This is a genomic window from Blastomonas sp. UPD001 (assembly GCF_003426715.1).
Taxonomy (GTDB): domain Bacteria; phylum Pseudomonadota; class Alphaproteobacteria; order Sphingomonadales; family Sphingomonadaceae; genus Blastomonas.
The window spans coordinates 1-15,929 of sequence record NZ_QKVT01000003.1 but is presented as its reverse complement, the minus strand read 5'-3'; the positions used below and the strand labels follow the sequence as shown (position 1 = coordinate 15,929).

Annotated in this window: 15 protein-coding genes and 1 pseudogene; 11 read left to right on the top strand and 5 right to left on the bottom strand. The window is 65.8% G+C overall.

The features are described 5' to 3' along the window. A pseudogene (locus DM995_RS17620) lies at nucleotides 1–181 on the bottom strand (DoxX family protein); the annotation flags it as partial. A 238-nt stretch (nucleotides 182–419) separates the two neighbouring features. On the opposite strand from DM995_RS17620, the gene DM995_RS17615 reads away from it, so the two are divergent. Both DM995_RS17615 and DM995_RS17610 read left to right on the top strand, forming a co-directional pair. Beyond that, nucleotides 420–1,442 carry a sugar phosphate isomerase/epimerase family protein gene (locus DM995_RS17615; protein WP_023837024.1) on the top strand — a complete coding sequence of 341 codons (1,023 nt, stop codon included), beginning with the start codon at nucleotides 420–422 and terminating at the stop codon, nucleotides 1,440–1,442. 13 nt (nucleotides 1,443–1,455) lie between these two features. Then, nucleotides 1,456–1,830: a C-glycoside deglycosidase beta subunit domain-containing protein gene (locus tag DM995_RS17610; RefSeq protein WP_066281885.1), complete on the top strand. Its 375-nt coding sequence runs from the start codon at nucleotides 1,456–1,458 to the stop codon at nucleotides 1,828–1,830. 76 nt (nucleotides 1,831–1,906) lie between these two features. Here the strand turns inward: DM995_RS17610 and DM995_RS17605 are convergent, their stop codons facing one another. Continuing rightward, entirely contained in the window at nucleotides 1,907–2,962 is a 1,056-nt protein-coding gene (locus DM995_RS17605) for a sugar phosphate isomerase/epimerase family protein (protein WP_023837022.1), read from the bottom strand. A 13-nt stretch (nucleotides 2,963–2,975) separates the two neighbouring features. Further along, a complete protein-coding gene (locus DM995_RS17600; RefSeq protein WP_232824521.1) occupies nucleotides 2,976–4,091 on the bottom strand; it encodes a Gfo/Idh/MocA family protein in 1,116 nt (371 codons plus the stop codon). A 182-nt stretch (nucleotides 4,092–4,273) separates the two neighbouring features. Here DM995_RS17600 and DM995_RS17595 point away from each other — a divergent pair, with 182 nt between their 5' ends. The 5 genes from DM995_RS17595 to DM995_RS17575 all read left to right on the top strand — a co-directional run bounded on the left by DM995_RS17595 (nucleotide 4,274) and on the right by DM995_RS17575 (nucleotide 9,195). Then, a complete protein-coding gene (locus DM995_RS17595) occupies nucleotides 4,274–5,488 on the top strand; it encodes an MFS transporter (RefSeq protein WP_116970549.1) in 1,215 nt (404 codons plus the stop codon). After that, a complete protein-coding gene (locus DM995_RS17590; RefSeq protein WP_116970548.1) occupies nucleotides 5,488–6,390 on the top strand; it encodes an alpha/beta hydrolase in 903 nt (300 codons plus the stop codon). The genes DM995_RS17595 and DM995_RS17590 overlap by 1 nt, the downstream gene beginning before the upstream one ends. Before the next feature lie 128 nt (nucleotides 6,391–6,518). Then, a complete protein-coding gene (locus DM995_RS17585) occupies nucleotides 6,519–7,205 on the top strand; it encodes a TetR/AcrR family transcriptional regulator (protein WP_116970547.1) in 687 nt (228 codons plus the stop codon). Nucleotides 7,206–7,285: 80 nt separating this feature from the next. Then, nucleotides 7,286–8,743: an MFS transporter gene (locus DM995_RS17580; protein WP_232824520.1), complete on the top strand. Its 1,458-nt coding sequence runs from the start codon at nucleotides 7,286–7,288 to the stop codon at nucleotides 8,741–8,743. Then, nucleotides 8,743–9,195 carry a nuclear transport factor 2 family protein gene (locus DM995_RS17575; protein WP_116970546.1) on the top strand — a complete coding sequence of 151 codons (453 nt, stop codon included), beginning with the start codon at nucleotides 8,743–8,745 and terminating at the stop codon, nucleotides 9,193–9,195. The genes DM995_RS17580 and DM995_RS17575 overlap by 1 nt, the downstream gene beginning before the upstream one ends. 80 nt (nucleotides 9,196–9,275) lie before the next feature. Here the strand turns inward: DM995_RS17575 and DM995_RS17570 are convergent, their stop codons facing one another. Together DM995_RS17570 and DM995_RS17565 are read right to left on the bottom strand one after the other, a co-directional pair. Next, nucleotides 9,276–10,283, bottom strand: coding sequence for a sugar phosphate isomerase/epimerase family protein (locus DM995_RS17570; protein WP_116970545.1), 1,008 nt, complete (start codon nucleotides 10,281–10,283; stop codon nucleotides 9,276–9,278). An 11-nt stretch (nucleotides 10,284–10,294) separates the two neighbouring features. Beyond that, complete coding sequence (locus DM995_RS17565; RefSeq protein ID WP_116970544.1) at nucleotides 10,295–10,675, bottom strand: C-glycoside deglycosidase beta subunit domain-containing protein; 381 nt, start codon at nucleotides 10,673–10,675, stop codon at nucleotides 10,295–10,297. Between the two features lie 135 nt (nucleotides 10,676–10,810). On the opposite strand from DM995_RS17565, the gene DM995_RS17560 reads away from it, so the two are divergent. The 4 genes from DM995_RS17560 to DM995_RS17545 all read left to right on the top strand — a co-directional run. After that, complete coding sequence (locus DM995_RS17560) at nucleotides 10,811–12,427, top strand: GMC family oxidoreductase (protein ID WP_116970543.1); 1,617 nt, start codon at nucleotides 10,811–10,813, stop codon at nucleotides 12,425–12,427. Nucleotides 12,428–12,431: 4 nt separating this feature from the next. Next, nucleotides 12,432–13,871 carry a xylulokinase gene (gene xylB, locus DM995_RS17555; protein ID WP_116970542.1) on the top strand — a complete coding sequence of 480 codons (1,440 nt, stop codon included), beginning with the start codon at nucleotides 12,432–12,434 and terminating at the stop codon, nucleotides 13,869–13,871. A gap of 12 nt (nucleotides 13,872–13,883) precedes the next feature. Then, nucleotides 13,884–15,197, top strand: a complete 1,314-nt coding sequence (gene xylA / locus DM995_RS17550; RefSeq protein WP_116970541.1) for a xylose isomerase — start codon at nucleotides 13,884–13,886, stop codon at nucleotides 15,195–15,197. A 61-nt stretch (nucleotides 15,198–15,258) separates the two neighbouring features. Continuing rightward, nucleotides 15,259–15,929: sigma-54-dependent transcriptional regulator family protein (locus tag DM995_RS17545; RefSeq protein WP_116970540.1), on the top strand; the 671-nt coding region annotated here is incomplete at its 3' end.

The following is a 15,929-nucleotide window of genomic DNA, read 5'->3' as shown; positions in this document are numbered from 1 at the left end:
GCAGCTCGCTCCACCCCACCAGCCGCCCCGCCCATTCGGGCAGCGCCAGCGTCCACACCCGGTGCTGCGCCAGCTCGGCGAGAGGCGCGAAAGCCTTGTGATATCCGACAAAGGCGAAGAACGCCGCGAGCAGCGTTGCGATCGGGATCGCAAGCACAGTCAGCAGGCTCCGCACAGGCACTCGACTCTCCCGGTTATCGTCTGTTTCGCCCAAATAAATATCATAATTCTAATTCTGTCAATGCGCCATTTTGCCCGGAAAACCGCCACATCTTGGGGGTTGACCTCGTCCGGAATTTATACGAATATGCATTCTAATTAGGGTTTCGACCCGAGGGAGAGGGTTCTGGCAAGCCGCCGCAGCGCGGCCCTGGCCTCTTCCGATTCGACCCGTGCGATCCCAGTGGAGAGGACTGAAAATGACCTATGACATCAAAAGGGGCGTGAGCCTCTATTCCTACCAGAACGAGACCTTTGACGGCACGCTCACGCGCGACGACGTCATCCGCATCTCGTGCGAGCTGGGCGCCAACGGCATCGAGGTGATCGGCGAGCAGTCCTTCTGGGGCTGGCCCGAATGCGGCGTGAACGAGGCCGATATCGCCGCCTGGCATGAAAGCATGCAGCGCTATGGCGGCGTCGGCGTCAGCCACGATTTCATGCTCGATTACAAGCGCTACAAGGGCCGCCCGATGCCGTTCGACGAGCAGGTGGCGAGCGTGAAGAAGGACATCGATTTCGGCGCCATGCTCGGCGTCAAGTTCATCCGCGCTTTGGTCTCGATCACGCCCGAGGTGCTGGTCGCCGCCGCGCCCTATGCCGAGGAAAAGGGCATCAAGATCCTGATCGAGGTGCACGCGCCGCTGCATTTCGACCATCCCTGGATCATCCGCCACGCCGAGGCCTTCGAAAAGTCGGGCTCGGATGCGCTGGGCTTCCTTCCCGACATGGGCATGTTCGTGTTCAAGTTCCCGAACGTGTGGAAGGAAAAGTTCATGCGGCTGGGCGTGCCCAAGAACATCGCCGACTATATCGAAAAGGCCTATGAGGACCGCGTGCTGTCCGAATATGTCATTCTCGACGTGCGCGAGATGGGCGGCACCGGCCCTGCCATCGCGATGGCCGAAACGCTGCGCCACAATGCCGCGTTCGAACCCAAGCGGATGCTCGATTACATGCACCGCATCCACAACATCCACGGCAAGTTCTACGAGATGACCGAGGATTATGTCGAACCCTCGATCCCCTATGACGAGATCGTCAAGGTGCTCAAGCAGGGCGGCTACAAGGGCTATATCTGCTCCGAATACGAGGGCAATCGCTGGATCGAGGACGTGGAAGAGCCCAATTCGGTCGAACAGGTCCGCCGCCAGCAGGTGATGCTGGCCCGCCTGCTGGGCGAGACCGAAACCCCCGCGCTGAAGACCCCGCTGGCCGCCTGAGGAGATACAAGCCATGATGGACCACAAGATGATCGTCGCGGGCAGCCTGAAGGCTGTCGAAGGTGGCTTCGCGCTCGAAGCCCGCCTGCCCTATTACCGGGGTCTCGGCCTCTCGATGGTGGAGGACATTGCCGTCACCGTCGACGGCACCACCTATCCGCGCGAGGCCGTGCGCTTCACCGTGCGCGACACGACCTACACGCTCGACGAGATGGAAACCTGCTACGACAATCGCTGGAATTTCGGCGAGAAGGCGCTGATCAGTGTGCTGGGCGCCGAGCTTGCCCCCGGCGACCACAAGGTGACCGTCGCAGTGCGCAAGCGCATCTCGTACCTGCCCTTCGTCCCGACGATGACGGCAAGCAAGGACCTGGCGCTCGCAGCCTGATCGCCTGCTGACGATACGAAAAGCCCTCCGGAATCGCGCGATTCCGGAGGGCTTTTTTGTCCTGAGTGCGCCGGGCTCAGTCGATCCCCATCAGCCGCTTGTTGAGCTCGCGGTCGGCGCCGCCTGCCGCGAAATCGTCGAACGCGTGTTCGGTGACGCGGATGATGTGTTTCGCGATAAACGGTGCGCCCTCGGCTGCGCCCTGTTCGGGATGCTTGAGCGCGCATTCCCATTCGAGCACCGCCCAGCCGGCAAAGTCATTCGCCGCCATCTTGCTGAAGATCGCAGGGAAATCGACCTGGCCGTCGCCCAGGCTACGGAAGCGTCCGGGCCGATCCACCCAGGACTGATAGCCGCCATATACGCCGCTGCGGCCATTGGGGCGGAACTCCGCATCCTTGACGTGGAAGCATTTGATGCGCTCGTGATAGATGTCGAGATAGGCCAGATAATCGAGCTGCTGCAGCACGAAATGGCTGGGATCGTAGAGGATGTTGGCGCGCGGATGGTTGCCGACGCGCTCGAGGAACATCTCGAAGGTCACGCCATCGTGCAGGTCCTCGCCCGGATGGATTTCATAGGCCGCATCGACGCCGTTCTCGTCGAACACGTCGAGAATCGGCTTCCAGCGGCGGGCAAGCTCGTCGAACGCATCCTCGACCAGCCCGGCCGGCCGCGCGGGCCAGGGGTAGAAATAGGGCCAGGCTAGCGCGCCGGAAAAGGTCGCGTGCGCGTTCAGCCCCAGCTTGCGGCTGGCGATCGCGGCATTCTTCACCTGTTGCACCGCCCATTCCTGCCGCGCCTTGGGGTTGCCGTGGACCGATGCCGGGGCAAAGCCGTCGAACTGCGCGTCGAAGGCCGGGTGCACCGCGACCAGCTGGCCCTGCAGATGCGTCGACAGCTCGGTGATCTCGAGCCCCTTGTCGGCGAGCATGCCCTTGATCTCGTCGCAATAGGTCTGGCTCTCGGCGGCGAGCGTCAGGTCGAACAGCCGCTCGTCCCAGCTGGGGATCTGGATGCCCTTGTAGCCCAGCCCCGCCACCCAGTCGGCGATGCTCTCGAGGCTGTTGAACGGCGCGGCGTCGCCCGCAAACTGGGCGAGGAAGATCGCCGGGCCCTTGATGGTCTTCATGGCAAATGTCCTTTCAAACGGTGAGCGGCACCCAGCCGGAAACGTCCCTGCTGGCGCGGACGGCGGTGTCGACAAAACTCATGCCGCGCAGCGCATCCTCGATGCCCGGGAGCAGCGGGGCACTCTCGCCGCGCAGCAGAGCAGCGAAATCGCGATAGATATTGGCAAAGGCCTCCAGATAGCCTTCGGGATGGCCGGTCGGCGTGCGGGTGCGGCTGGCAGCATCGGGGCCGAGCTGCGGTCCGCCGGCATGCACGATCTCGGTGCGGCCATCGAGGCTGTGCAGCGTCAGCGTGTTGGGCACTTCCTGCCGCCAGACGAGGCCGCCCTTGTCGCCATAGACGCGGATGCGCAGCCCGTTCATCTCGCCCACCTCGATCTGGCTGGCAAGCAGCACGCCGCGCGCGCCGTTGTCGTAGCGCAGCAGGACGGTGCAGTCGTCATCGACCGGACGGCCCGGCACCACGGCCGCGAGGTCAGCGAGCAGTTCGACCACCTTCAGCCCGGTGACGAACTCGGCCAGCTGGAAGGCGTGCGTGCCGATATCGCCGATGCACCCGCCGGGGCCCGAGCGTGCGGGATCGGTGCGCCATTCGGCCTGCTTGCCCACCGCCTCGCCCGCGAGCCAGCCTTGCGGATATTCGACCACCAGCTTGCGGATCGTGCCCAGCGCGCCTGCGGCGATCCTGGCCCGTGCCTCGCGCACCAGCGGATAGCCGGTATAGGTATGAGTGAGCGCATAAGGCAGCCCGGCAGTTCCGACCAGAGCGGCCAGCTCCTGCGCCTCGGCCAGGGTCGAGGTCGCGGGCTTGTCGCTGATGACGGGGAAGCCGGCGGCGAGCGCCGCGCGCGCAGCGGGCAGATGGTGGTGATTCGGGCTGACGATGCTGACGAAATCGATCCCGTCCTCGCGCACCCTTTCGCCCGCGAACATGGCGTCGAGCGAGGGATAGGCGCGCTCCGGATCGATGCGATAGCTGTCGCCCGCCTCGCGGCTGCGGCCGGGGTCACTGGAGAAACAGCCCGCGACCAGCTCGATCTCGCGGTCCATTTCCGCCGCAATCCGGTGGATCGGCCCGATGAACGAGCCTGGGCCGCCACCGATCAATCCCATTCGCAAACGCCGCATCGTCGATCCGCTCCTGTTTTCTATTTTCGAATTATTATTCTAGTTTGCTCGGAACGCAGTCGTCAAGGCAGCTTGTGCGGGACGACGCCGCGAGCGAAGCTGAGGCTTGACCGCAGCGGAAGCACGCCATAAACTCGAATACACATTCTAATAATCAGCCGGATCGGCGGCGGGAGAGTACAGTGCAGGCCTTGGCCAATTTCTATCGGGGTCTGACCCTCAAGCCGCAGGGCGTCATCGTGGTCCTCGCGGCATTCCTGCCGATCATCGCCATCGTCGCCATGGGCCCTGCGGTGCCCGCGATGATCCAGCATTTCGCCAACGACCCCGAAGCGCGCGCCAAGGTGCCCGCGATGATCGGCGCGCCGGGGCTGGCGATGGCGCTGATCGCGCCGTTCGCCGGGCTGCTGGTCGACCGCTACGGCCGCCGCTCGCTGCTGCTGCTGTGCACCGCGCTCTACGGCGTGTTCGGCGCGGCGCCGCTGTTCCTCAATGACCTCGATCACATCTATTACTCGCGGCTGCTGCTCGGCGTATCGGAAGCCGGCATCCTCACCGTCGTGAACACGCTGATCGGCGATTACTGGGACGACCAGGGTCGCAAGAACTGGCTATTCCTCCAGGGGCTGCTCGGCCCCTTCCTCGCCGGGTTCGTCGCGCTGATCGTCGGTTTTGCCACGACCGTGCAGTGGAATGCGGTGTTCCTGGTCTATCTCGTCGCCTTCCCGATCTGGGCCGCGATGTTCGTCTGGCTGTTCGAGCCGAAAAAGGCGGCGGACAAGGGCGTCGCCATCGCCGCTGCGCCCGACGGGCCCAAAACCCCCTTCCCGCTGGTCAGCCTGGTCCAGGTGGCCGTGGTGACGTTGTTCTGCTCGATGCTCTATTACGTGTTCATCATCAACGGTGCGCTGGTGTTCCGCGAAGTGGGCGTGACCGAGCCGCAGAATTACGCCGCGATCATCTTCATCCCGCAATTCTTCATCCTGGCGGGCGCAGGCCTGTTCAAATTGCTGTCGAACCAGAGCCATGCGGCGCAGCTTGGCACCTTCCTGTCGCTGATGGGGCTGGGCCTGGCCGGAATGGGGCTGGCGCAGACGCCTGCGATCATGGCCGGCGCGCTGATCGTGCAGCAGACCGCGGCGGGCATGGCGGTGCCTTCGCTGATCAACTGGACGCAGACCAAGTTCGACTATCACCATCGCGGAACCGGCATGGGCATCTGGACCGCCGCCTTCTTCCTCGGCCAGTCGCAATCGCCAAGACTCGTCCACCTGATCGACGCGAACGTCGGATCGATGCAGGGCGCGTTCCTGATCGCCGGCTGTGTCGCGCTGGGCGGGGCGGTGCTGGCGCTCGTCACGAGCGTCGCCACGCGTCCGCAGGTGGCCCGGGCGTGATGCGCGGGCTGCTCGCGGCAACGGCGTTGACGTTGGCGCTGCCCGCGCAGGCGCAGTACGAGCCCGGCTTCCGGTTCAGCGAGGCGGCGCGCGCAGATTATCCCGGCGAAATCGTGCTGGGCACCGGTCCCGGACAGCCGCAGGAGGAATGGTTCCGCCAGGACGGCGCGCTCCAGGTGCGCAATACCCGCCAGGCAACGCTCACCCCGTTCCTGCCCAATCCGAAATCCGCGACCGGCGCTGCCGTGATCGTCGCGCCGGGAGGCGGCTTTCTGGGTCTGGCGATCGAGGATGAGGGCTTTCGCGTCGCGCGCTGGCTGGCCGATCATGGCATTGCGGCATTCGTGCTGAAATATCGCGTGCTTCCGACCCCCGCCGATCCAGCGACCTTCCGCCGCGAGCTGGTGGCAGTGCGGACCGGCCAGGGCCCAGCAAGCTTTCGCCCGCCAGCCGATACGCCGCCCGAGGCGCTGGCCGACGGCCAGGCGGCGCTGCGCCATGTGCTGATGCATGCCAGCGAATACCGTGTTGACCCCAAGCGCACCGGCATGATGGGCTTTTCGGCAGGCGCCTTCCTGACGCTCTCGGTCATGTCGGCCGATGCGCCTGATGCGCGGCCTGCCTTTGTCGCGCCGATCTATGGGCGGCAGGCGGCAGTGCCGATGCCCGCCAAGGCCCCCCCGATGTTCGCACTGATTGCCGCCGATGATCCGCTCTTCGCCCGCGATGGCTTTGCGCTGATCGAAGGTTGGCGCAAGGCCGGCGCGCCGGTGGAATTTCATTTTCTGCAGACTGGCGGGCACGGTTTCGGGCTTGGCCGCGCCGGGACCAGCAGCAGCGACTGGATTTACGGCTTTCACCGCTGGCTTGACGTCAACGGCATGCTGAGAGGCGGTTCTTGACACGCATTTCGCGGTTGCAGAAACTTCGTGCAGGCCGCATGTCGGTGACTACGTAGAGGTGCGATGACGGATAAATTGATGCCAAACCTGCCCCAGCCATCCTTGCTAGCCACGCAAAGGGACCTTCCATGCCCAGCAGCGTGAAGAAGAAGAAGGACTCGGCCAAGGGCTTTGCGGTGGCCGATGTCAGCCGCAAACCGCAACAGGGCCGTTCGCTGGCATCGCTGAAGCGGATGCTGGAAGCCGCGCGCGAACTGATGCTCGAGCGCGGCAGCGAGGAATTCACGCTGCAGGAGGTCAGTGAGCGCGGTCAGGTTTCGATAGGCTCGATCTATCTGCGGTTCGAAAGCAAGGACAATCTGGTGCGCGGCGTCATCGCCGAGGCGCTCGAGGAGCAGTCGGCCGAAGAAGCGGCGCTGGTTCAGCGGCTCAGCGCCGAGTGCGAGGATCTGGCGAGCTTCGTCTTCGAATATGTCGAAGGCTATGCCGAGGTGCTGCGCAAGCACGCGCCGCTGTTGCGCCTGACCATGATCCGCGCCGAGCACGATCCGCTGGTCGCCGCGCCGGGCAAGCAATATGCGTTCCGGGCCGAGGAGGATGCGACCCGGGCGATGCTGGCGCATGCCGACGAGTTTGGCGGTGACGACCCTGCCGATCACGAGATCAAGGCGCAGTCGGGCTATCATGTCATCTTCGCCACGCTTGCGCGCCAGCTCAGCCTGGGGTCGAGCGGGGAAGCCGCGCATGCCTATGACTGGAACCAGATGAAGCGCGAACTGGCGCGCATGTGCATCGCCTATCTGCGCGCGGATTGACAATCGCCAACGCTTAATTAGAGTTCTGATTCTAATAATGACGCAGCAGGAGATCTGCGTCGGAATCAGGAGATGAGGCCATGGCATCCGCCCCCCCGATCGCGCAGCGCCTGTCCTGGCCTCAGCGTCTGGCCTGGATGGTCTGCGCCATGCCGGAGCTGGTGAAATCCTTTGCCTGGGACGCGTTCGTCCTGTTCTTCTATGCGCAGGTGGTGGGCCTGTCGGGTTGGCTGATCGGCATCGCGATCGCGGTGATCATCGTCTTCGACACGCTGGTCGATCCGTGGATCGGGGCGTTTTCCGACCGGCTGACCGGCACCCGGCTGGGTCGCCGGCACAGCCTGATGTTCGCCGCCATTCTCCCGTTCAGCATCGGCATCGCGATGGTGTTCGCGCCGCCTGCGGGCATGGCGCAGATGCAGATTCTCGCCTGGCTGCTCGGCTGGGGCCTGCTCGCGCGCTGCGGCATCTCGTTCTGGACGGTGCCTGCCTATGCGCTGGGCGGCGAACTGACCAGCGACACGGTCGAGCGGCGGCTGGTGGCGGTGCTGCGCAATGTCGGCAACCAGATCGTGATCCTGACCGTGCCGGCCGTGGCGTTCGAGGTGTTCTTCGTCGCCTCGCCCGCCTTTCCCAAGGCACAGCTCAACCCTGCGCCCTATCCCGGTTTCGGCATGTTCGTGGCGATCCTGGGCGGCACGCTGATGCTGCTCGGCGCGCTGGGCACCTATCGCCGCGCGCGCCAGATCGAGGCGCAACAGAGCTTCACGCCCGACAGCGACGCGGGCTCCGGCCCGATCGCGGTGCTCGTACGGCTGGTTCGTGCGGTACGGATCACGCCCAATATCGGCAAGCTGCTGCTCGTCGCGTTTCTGGTGCTGTTCGTGAACTCGGTGATCAACCAGCTCTCGCTGCACCTCGCCACCTATTTCTGGCAGCTCGACCCGAGCTGGACCCCGCGCCTGCTGATGGCGGCCACCTTCGGATCGCTGCTGGCGATGGTGCTCGCGCCGCTGTTCCTCAAGATGTTCTCGACCCGCCAGGCGATGGTAATCGGGCTGTGCGGATTCTTCGCGGTGCAGGCGCTCGCGGTCCTGCTGCCCTTGGGCGGGTTCGCCCCGGCTGCCGGAACCGCCGCAATCGGCGCGCTGATCGCGGGGCTGCGCTTCGCGGGCGGCGTAGCCTATGGTCTGTACGTGGTGCCGTTCAACGTCATCACCTACGAGATCGGCGACGAGCACGCCTATGACACCGGACGCCCCGCCCAGGGGCTGGTCGCAAGCTTCATGTTCATCGGCCTGCAACTGGGTAGCGGTGCCGTCGCACTGCTCGCCGGATCGTTCCTGGGCGTGATCGACTTTCCGGTCGGCTTGCCCGTCGAGGCTATGCCGCAGGACAAGGTCGATGCGCTCGCCTGGTTCGTGCTGGCGCTGGTGACGCTGGCGGGCGGGGCGATGGCCTGGCTGGTCAGCACGTTCCGGATCAATCGCGACAAGGTCGACGCGTTGCGCACGGCACCGGCGGAAGGCGCGGCCTGATGCGCGACAAGACCCTTATGCTGGCGCTTGCCGCCGTGCTGACGTCCGCGTGCACATCCGCGCCGCCTTCCGCCGGCCCGACCGAGGCGAACCGGGCGATCGTCGAGGATTTTGCCAGGCTGTTCTACGAAGAGCGCGATGTCCGAAAGGCGTTCGAGAAGCATGTCGCGCCGGATTACATCCAGCACAATCCGGGCATCGCCGATGGTCGTGACGCTGCCATTGCCGCGCTGACGCCGATGTTCTCCCGGCCCGAGGCGCGCTTCGAGGTGAAGCGCATTCTGGTCGATGGCGATCTGGCCGCGATCCATCTGTTCGGCCGCGGCGATCCGGCAACACCGGGCGCGGCGGTGGCCGATATCTACCGGCTGAAGGACGGCAAGATCGTCGAGCACTGGGATGTGCTGCAACCCATGCCGGCGCAATCCGTCAACCCGCATCCGATGTTCTGATCCGCCCGGCACGGCAGCCTGGCACGAAAAGGGGGCGCGGACCGCATGGCCCGCGCCCCCTTTTGCTGATGACGTCGCGATCAGTGTCCGGCGAAGATCCGGCGGCACATCGCCTGATGCTTCTCGACCTGTTCGAAGCCGTCATCGGGCAGATAGGCATGGCCTTCCCACTCGCTCACCAGCGTGCCGGTGAAGCCGCCGTCGCGGAACAGCGGCAGGATGGTCTCATAGTCGATCGCTTCCTCGCGGCCGTCATCGCCCATGCCGTAGAACTTGCCATGGATATGGATGGTGCGGTCGACCAAAGCCGCCCAGCTCTTGGGATCGTGGTTCGACAGGATGAAGAAGGCGAGGCTCGCGGCCTGGATATGATCGGGCTCATGCCCTTCCTTGAGCGCCCATTCGCGCAGGCGGCCAGCCTTTTCGTGGCTCATGCCCGGTTCGACCCAGACCTCCTTGAGCTTGTCGAGCAGGCTTTCCTTCGCGCCCTTTGCGCGCGCGGCGTTGAGCATCGATTCGGGGATGCGGCTTGCCGTCCCGCCGAAATCGGGGATCCAGCCGAGATAGGGGGTGTTGAGCTTGTCGTACATCTCGCCATAAGCCTGCACCGCAGGGTGCCCGGCCCACATCGGCGCGTGGACTTCGACACCCATGCGGATGTCGAGCTCTTCGGCATAGGGCGCGATCTCGGGCAGCAGCTCGACCGGCAGCGCAAACTGATAGCGCACCAGGCTGAAGCCCATCTTCTTGGCCGAGCGCAGCTGGCGCTTGTGATATTCGACCAGGGTCGCATCGTCGATCGGCTGCGCGCCCGGACGCAGGAAACGGTCCGAGTTGATCGCGCACGAGGTGGCGTTGAGTCCGGCTTCGGCCATCATCACCTTGAACTGTTCGGCAAATTCGTCCGACACATCGGGGAATTCGCGGAAATTCTGGAAGCCGATGATCTCGATGTTCGGCCCCATGCCGCGCCGGGCGACTTCCTTGAGCAGGCCGTCGAGCTCGAACTTGCGGTTGAGCCAGGCATTGGTGAACGAATAGAGCGTGACGCCGGTCTGCGGGCCGGTGCTGGTGGCAGTGGTGGTCATGATGATGTCCTTCAGGCGACGCGCAGCGTCTGCGTCTGGGTGTTGGCGCGCTTCATTCCGGGAATATAGGGCGGGCTGATGAACATGCTCAGCGCCACCTCATGCTCGCTGCCGGGCTCTGCGCTCTGGCCGGGAATGTGGAGAAAGGCGCTGTCGCGCACGAACCAGAAGGCGTTGGTCTGTTCGCCCAGCTCCTTGAGCGGCCAGACCGCGCCGTCGAATTCGACCTTGGCATCGGACAGGTCGACCGGTGCACCATCGATGCGGACCGAATCGATCTCGACAATGGAAAACGGCAGCGACCTGTACCAGGGCAGGCGCATGGCCAGGCGCAGCCCTTCGGGCGTCGCACTCAGCCCCTCTTCTCCGATGATACGTTCAACCGGAAGCATCGCTCTCTCCTCGCTTAATTAGAATGGTGTTTCTAATTGTGGCTTGACAGCGGGTCAAGGCTGGTGTTGAAAAAATCAGAACAACAGTTCTAGATTTGGCGCTCGCGTTCAGCAGCGCAGCCAGGGGAGAGGGGCTTGGCCCGGTTCGACTATATCATCGTGGGCGCAGGCTCGTCCGGCTGCGTGCTCGCCAACCGGCTGAGTGCCGATCCGCGTCATCAGGTCCTGCTGATCGAGGATGGCGGGCGCAACGACCATCCGTTCATCCTGATGGCCGGCGGCTTCGTCAAGATCATGGGCAATCCCGCCTATTTCCGCGCCTATCCGGTCGCGCAGCAGCCCGGCCGGCGGCAGGAAATGCACGCCTATGGCCGCGGCCTGGGCGGCTCCTCGGCGATCAACGGCACCTGGTATCTGCCTGGCATGCCCGGCGATTACGACGGCTGGGCGGCGATGGGCCTGACCGGCTGGGGCTGGGACGAGATGGCGCGCTGCATCCGCACGGTCGAGAATTATCGCGCTCCCGGCGCGCATCCCGGTCGCGGCCATGATGGCGAACAGCAGATTACGCCGTCCGACTACAAGGGTCCGGTGTTCGATGCGCTGGCCGGGGCCTTTGCGCAAGGCGGCATGCCCTGGGTGGATGATATCACCACGCCCGGCATCACCGGCGCGGGTCGCTCGCAATATACCGTCGATCGCGCGGGCCAGCGCCAGTCGACCTATGAAGCCTTTGTCGAACCGATCCGCCACCGCCCCAACCTCACCGTGATCCACCCCGTTGCGGTCACCCGGTTGACCGTCGCCGAGGGCCGGGTCACCGGCGTCGTGACCGAGCGCGAGGGCGTGGAAGAGATGCACCAGGCGGGCGAGGTCATCGTCAGCGCGGGTGTCTATGGCTCGCCGCAGTTGCTCCAGCTGTCAGGGATCGGCCCCGGCGCGGAACTGCAGCGGCTGGGCATTCCGGTCGCGCACGAACTGGCGGCGGTGGGCCAGAATTTCGCCGACCATCAGAAGATGGGCGTGTCGTTCGACCTGCACAACAATCCGGGCAATAACCGCGAATTCCTGGGCTGGCGGCTCTATCGCAACGCGATCCGCTATTTTCTCACCCGCACCGGGCCGCTCGCGCGCGTAGGCATGCCGATCACGGGGCTGATCTCGACCGAAGGGCTCGACGACTGGCCCGAATTCCAGGTCGCTGCCGCGCCGTTCGCGATGCGCACGATCAACGAGATGGCCGAGCGCCCGGGCAGCCCGCTCACCGACCGGCCCGGCCTCACCTTCTCGGGCTATCACCTGCGCCCGAAGAGCCGGGGCACGGTCACGCTCACCTCGCCGAGCTATCGCGACGCGCCGGTGGCCGATCCGAAAATGTGGTCCGACCCTTACGACCAGCACAAGGCGATGGAGCTGTTCCGTCTGTTCCGCAAGCTCGCCAGCATGCCCGCGCTCGCGCCGTTCATCGGCGATGAGCGCATGCCGGGCGCAGCAGTGCAGGACGAGGACGCGCTGCTGGCCGAGGTGCGCAAGATGACCGAATGCGGTCTGCACGGCACCGGCACCTGCTCGATGGGCACCGACGCCGCAAGCTCGGTGGTCGATGCGCGCTGCCGGGTACATGGGCTTGCCGGGCTGCGCGTGGTCGATTGCTCGATCATGCCCACCCCCGTCTCGGGCAATACCAACGGTCCCGCGATCGCGCTGGCGCAGCGCGCCTCCGAGTTGATCCTGGAAGACGCGCGGGGCTGAGCGGATGTTTCTGGGCATCGACATCGGCACTTCGGGGGTCAAGGCAGTATTGCTGGGCGCGAACGGCCATGTCATCGCCCAGGCCAGCTCCGCCCTGACCGTCCAGCGCCCGCACCCGCTCTGGTCCGAACAGGACCCGGCGGACTGGTGGAACGCGACCCAGGCGGCGGTGCTCGCGCTGCCTGCCGATCTGCGCGCGCGGGTCGAGGCGGTCGGGCTGGCGGGCCAGATGCACGGCGCGACGCTGCTCGGGGCGGACGATCGCCCGTTGCGTCCCGCGATCCTGTGGAACGATGGCCGCAGCCATGCCGAATGCGCCGCGCTGGAGGCCGCCGTTCCCGATCTGCGCAGCATCGCGGGCAATATCGCGATGCCCGGCTTCACCGCGCCCAAGCTCGCCTGGGTCCGCGCGCACGAGCCGGACATCTTCGCCGCGACGCGCAGCGTGCTGCTGCCCAAGGATTATGTCCGGTTGCTGATGACCGGCGAGAAGATCAGCGACATGTCCGATAGCGCGGGTACGCTTTGGCTCGATGTCGCCCGGCGCGACTGGTCGGACGAACTGCTTGGCGCGACCGGGCTCGACCGGTCGCACATGCCCCGGCTGGTTGAGGGCAGCGCGATTGGCGGCACCCTGCTGCCCGAAGTGGCCGCGCGATGGGGCATGGCCTCGGTGCCGGTGGCGGGCGGCGCGGGCGACAATGCGGCGGGCGCGGTCGGAGTCGGCGTGGTACGCGATGGCGATGCGCTGCTCTCGCTCGGCACCTCGGGCGTGATCTTCGTGGCCACAGATCGCCTGCGCGCCAATCCCGATGGCGCGGTCCACGCCTTCTGCCATTGCCTGCCGGGCCTGTGGCACCAGATGAGCGTCCACCTGTCCGCCGCTGTCTGCCTCGACTGGGCTGCGGCGATGATGCACCTCAACGTCCCCGATCTGCTCGCCGCAGCAGAAGCGGAAGGCGCGGGCCAGGGCAGCGAACTCTTCCTGCCCTATCTGTCGGGCGAACGCACCCCGCACAACGACCCGCATGTCCGCGGCGCCTTTCTCGGCCTTGGCCATGACAGCAGCGCCGGTCGCATGGCGGCGGCGGTGCTGGAGGGTGTCGCCTTCGCGCATGCCGATGGTCTCGCCGCACTGCAGGCCGCAGGGACGCGGATCGAGAGCCTGTCGGTGATCGGCGGCGGCGCGCGATCGACCTGGTGGGGCCGCATCATCGCCTCGGCGCTCGGCGTGCGGCTCGACTATCTCGACGGTGGCGAGGTCGGCCCGGCGCTGGGCGCGGCGCGGCTGGCGCAGATCGCCGCCACCGGGGCCGATCCTGCCAGCATTTGCACCCGCCCGCCGGTGCGCGAGAGCATCTTGCCCGATCCCGAGCTTGCCGAGCGGCTGGCGCCCAAGCTGGCGCGCTTCCGCTCCGCCTATGCCGCCACAAGAACGATCTGAGAGGAAATCCCCATGTCCGCCGAATATTTCGCCGCCTTCGATACCGTCCGTTACGAAGGGCCCGATAGCGCCAACGACCTTGCCTATCGCTGGTACGACAAGGACAGGGTGGTGATGGGCAAGCGGATGGAGGACCATCTGCGCTTTGCCGTGTGCATGTGGCACACCTTCTGCTGGCCGGGCAGCGACGTGTTCGGCGCGGGCACCTTCAACCGCCCCTGGCTGCAAGGGCCGATGGATGCGAAGAACGCCGCCGCCAAGCGCGAGGCGGCGCTCGCTTTTGTCGAGAAGCTCGACCTGCCCTTCTACTGCTTCCACGATGTCGACGTGATGGCCGATGCCGAGAATATCGGTGATTTCCGCAGCAGCCTTGCCGAGGCCGTCGATCATCTCGAGGCGCTTCAGGCGCAGCATGGCCGCAAGCTGCTCTGGGGCACCGCCAACCTGTTCAGCCACCCGCGCTACATGGCGGGCGCCGCGACCAATCCCGATCCCGAAGTCTATGCCTGGGCGGCATCGCAGGTGCGCGACGCGCTCGAGGCGACGCACCGGCTTGGCGGCGCCAACTATGTGCTCTGGGGCGGACGCGAAGGCTATGATTCGATCCTCAACACCGAGATCGGCACCGAGCAGGAGAATTTCGGCCGTTTCCTCAGCCTCGTGGTCGATCACAAGCACCGCATCGGCTTTACCGGCACGATCCTGATCGAACCCAAGCCGCACGAGCCGACCAAGCACCAGTATGATTTCGACACGCAGACCGTCTACGCCTTTCTCAAGCGCTTCGGGCTGGAGAACGAGGTCAAGGTCAATATCGAAGCCAACCACGCCACGCTGTCGGGCCACACCTTCGAGCACGAGATTGCCATGGCGCGCGCGCTCGGCATCCTGGGGTCGATTGACGCCAATCGCGGCGACCCGCAGAATGGCTGGGATACCGACCAGTTCCCCAATTCGGTCGAGGAACTGACGCTGGCCATGCTCGAAGTGCTGCGCGCGGGCGGCCTCGGCAATGGCGGCTTCAACTTCGATGCCAAGGTACGCCGCCAGTCGATCGACGCGGTCGATCTTTTCCACGGCCATATCGGCGGGGTGGACACCATAGCCCGCGCGCTGCTGCGCGCCGCCGCGATCATCGAGGACGGACGGCTCGAGGCCTTCCGCGCCGAGCGCTATGCCGGATGGAAGGGCGAGCTCGGCCAGATGATCCATGCCGAGGGGACCACGCTCGCGGCGATCGCCGACCGCGCGGTCACCGCCAACAGCGCGCCCGAGCCGCGTTCCGGCCGGCAGGAATATTGCGAGAATCTGGTCAACCGGTTCTGATTTAAGCGCCCCCTTGCGCGCGCTTGTGACGCAAGGGGGCGCGTGATAGCCTTGCCCCATCATGGCAGAGGCCGAACAGCACGCCGCCATCATCCGGTCGGCTATCGCGTCCCCCGCTGCGGCGGCGCAATCCTCATTGGCGGCATCCTGGTGCCGATCGGCGCTGCGCCACGGGCTCGACCCGGCACATGGCCCCGCCGCCGACCGGCTCGACACCGCGCGTCTCGCCGAGGCACGCGAGGCCAATGCCCGGCTGCTCCATCATGCCCGGCCCGTGCTCGACACGCTGGCGCGCAGCATCGTGCGCACCGGGCGCTGCCTGCTGCTCACCGACGGCAACAGCCTGATCCTCGAAGGCCGGATGACCGACGGCGATGCCGCGATGTTCGATCGCGCGCGGCTGGTGCCCGGCGAATGCTGGTCCGAGGCGGCAGAAGGCACCAACGGCATCGGCACCTGCGTGGTCGAGGACCGCCCGGTCGCGATCCTCAAGGACCAGCATTTCCTCAGCAGCAACACCCAGGTGAGCTGCATGGGCGTGCCGATCCACGGCGCCGACGGGGGCATCATCGCCGCGCTCGACGTTTCCACCAACCGCTACGACCATGACCTCGATACCACCGCGCTGGTCATGGCCGCGTTGCAGGACGCGGCGGGATCGGTCGAGCGGCTGATGTTCGCCGATGCGTTTAGCGACTGCCGCATCGTCCTGCTCGACCAGCAGGCGCCCGG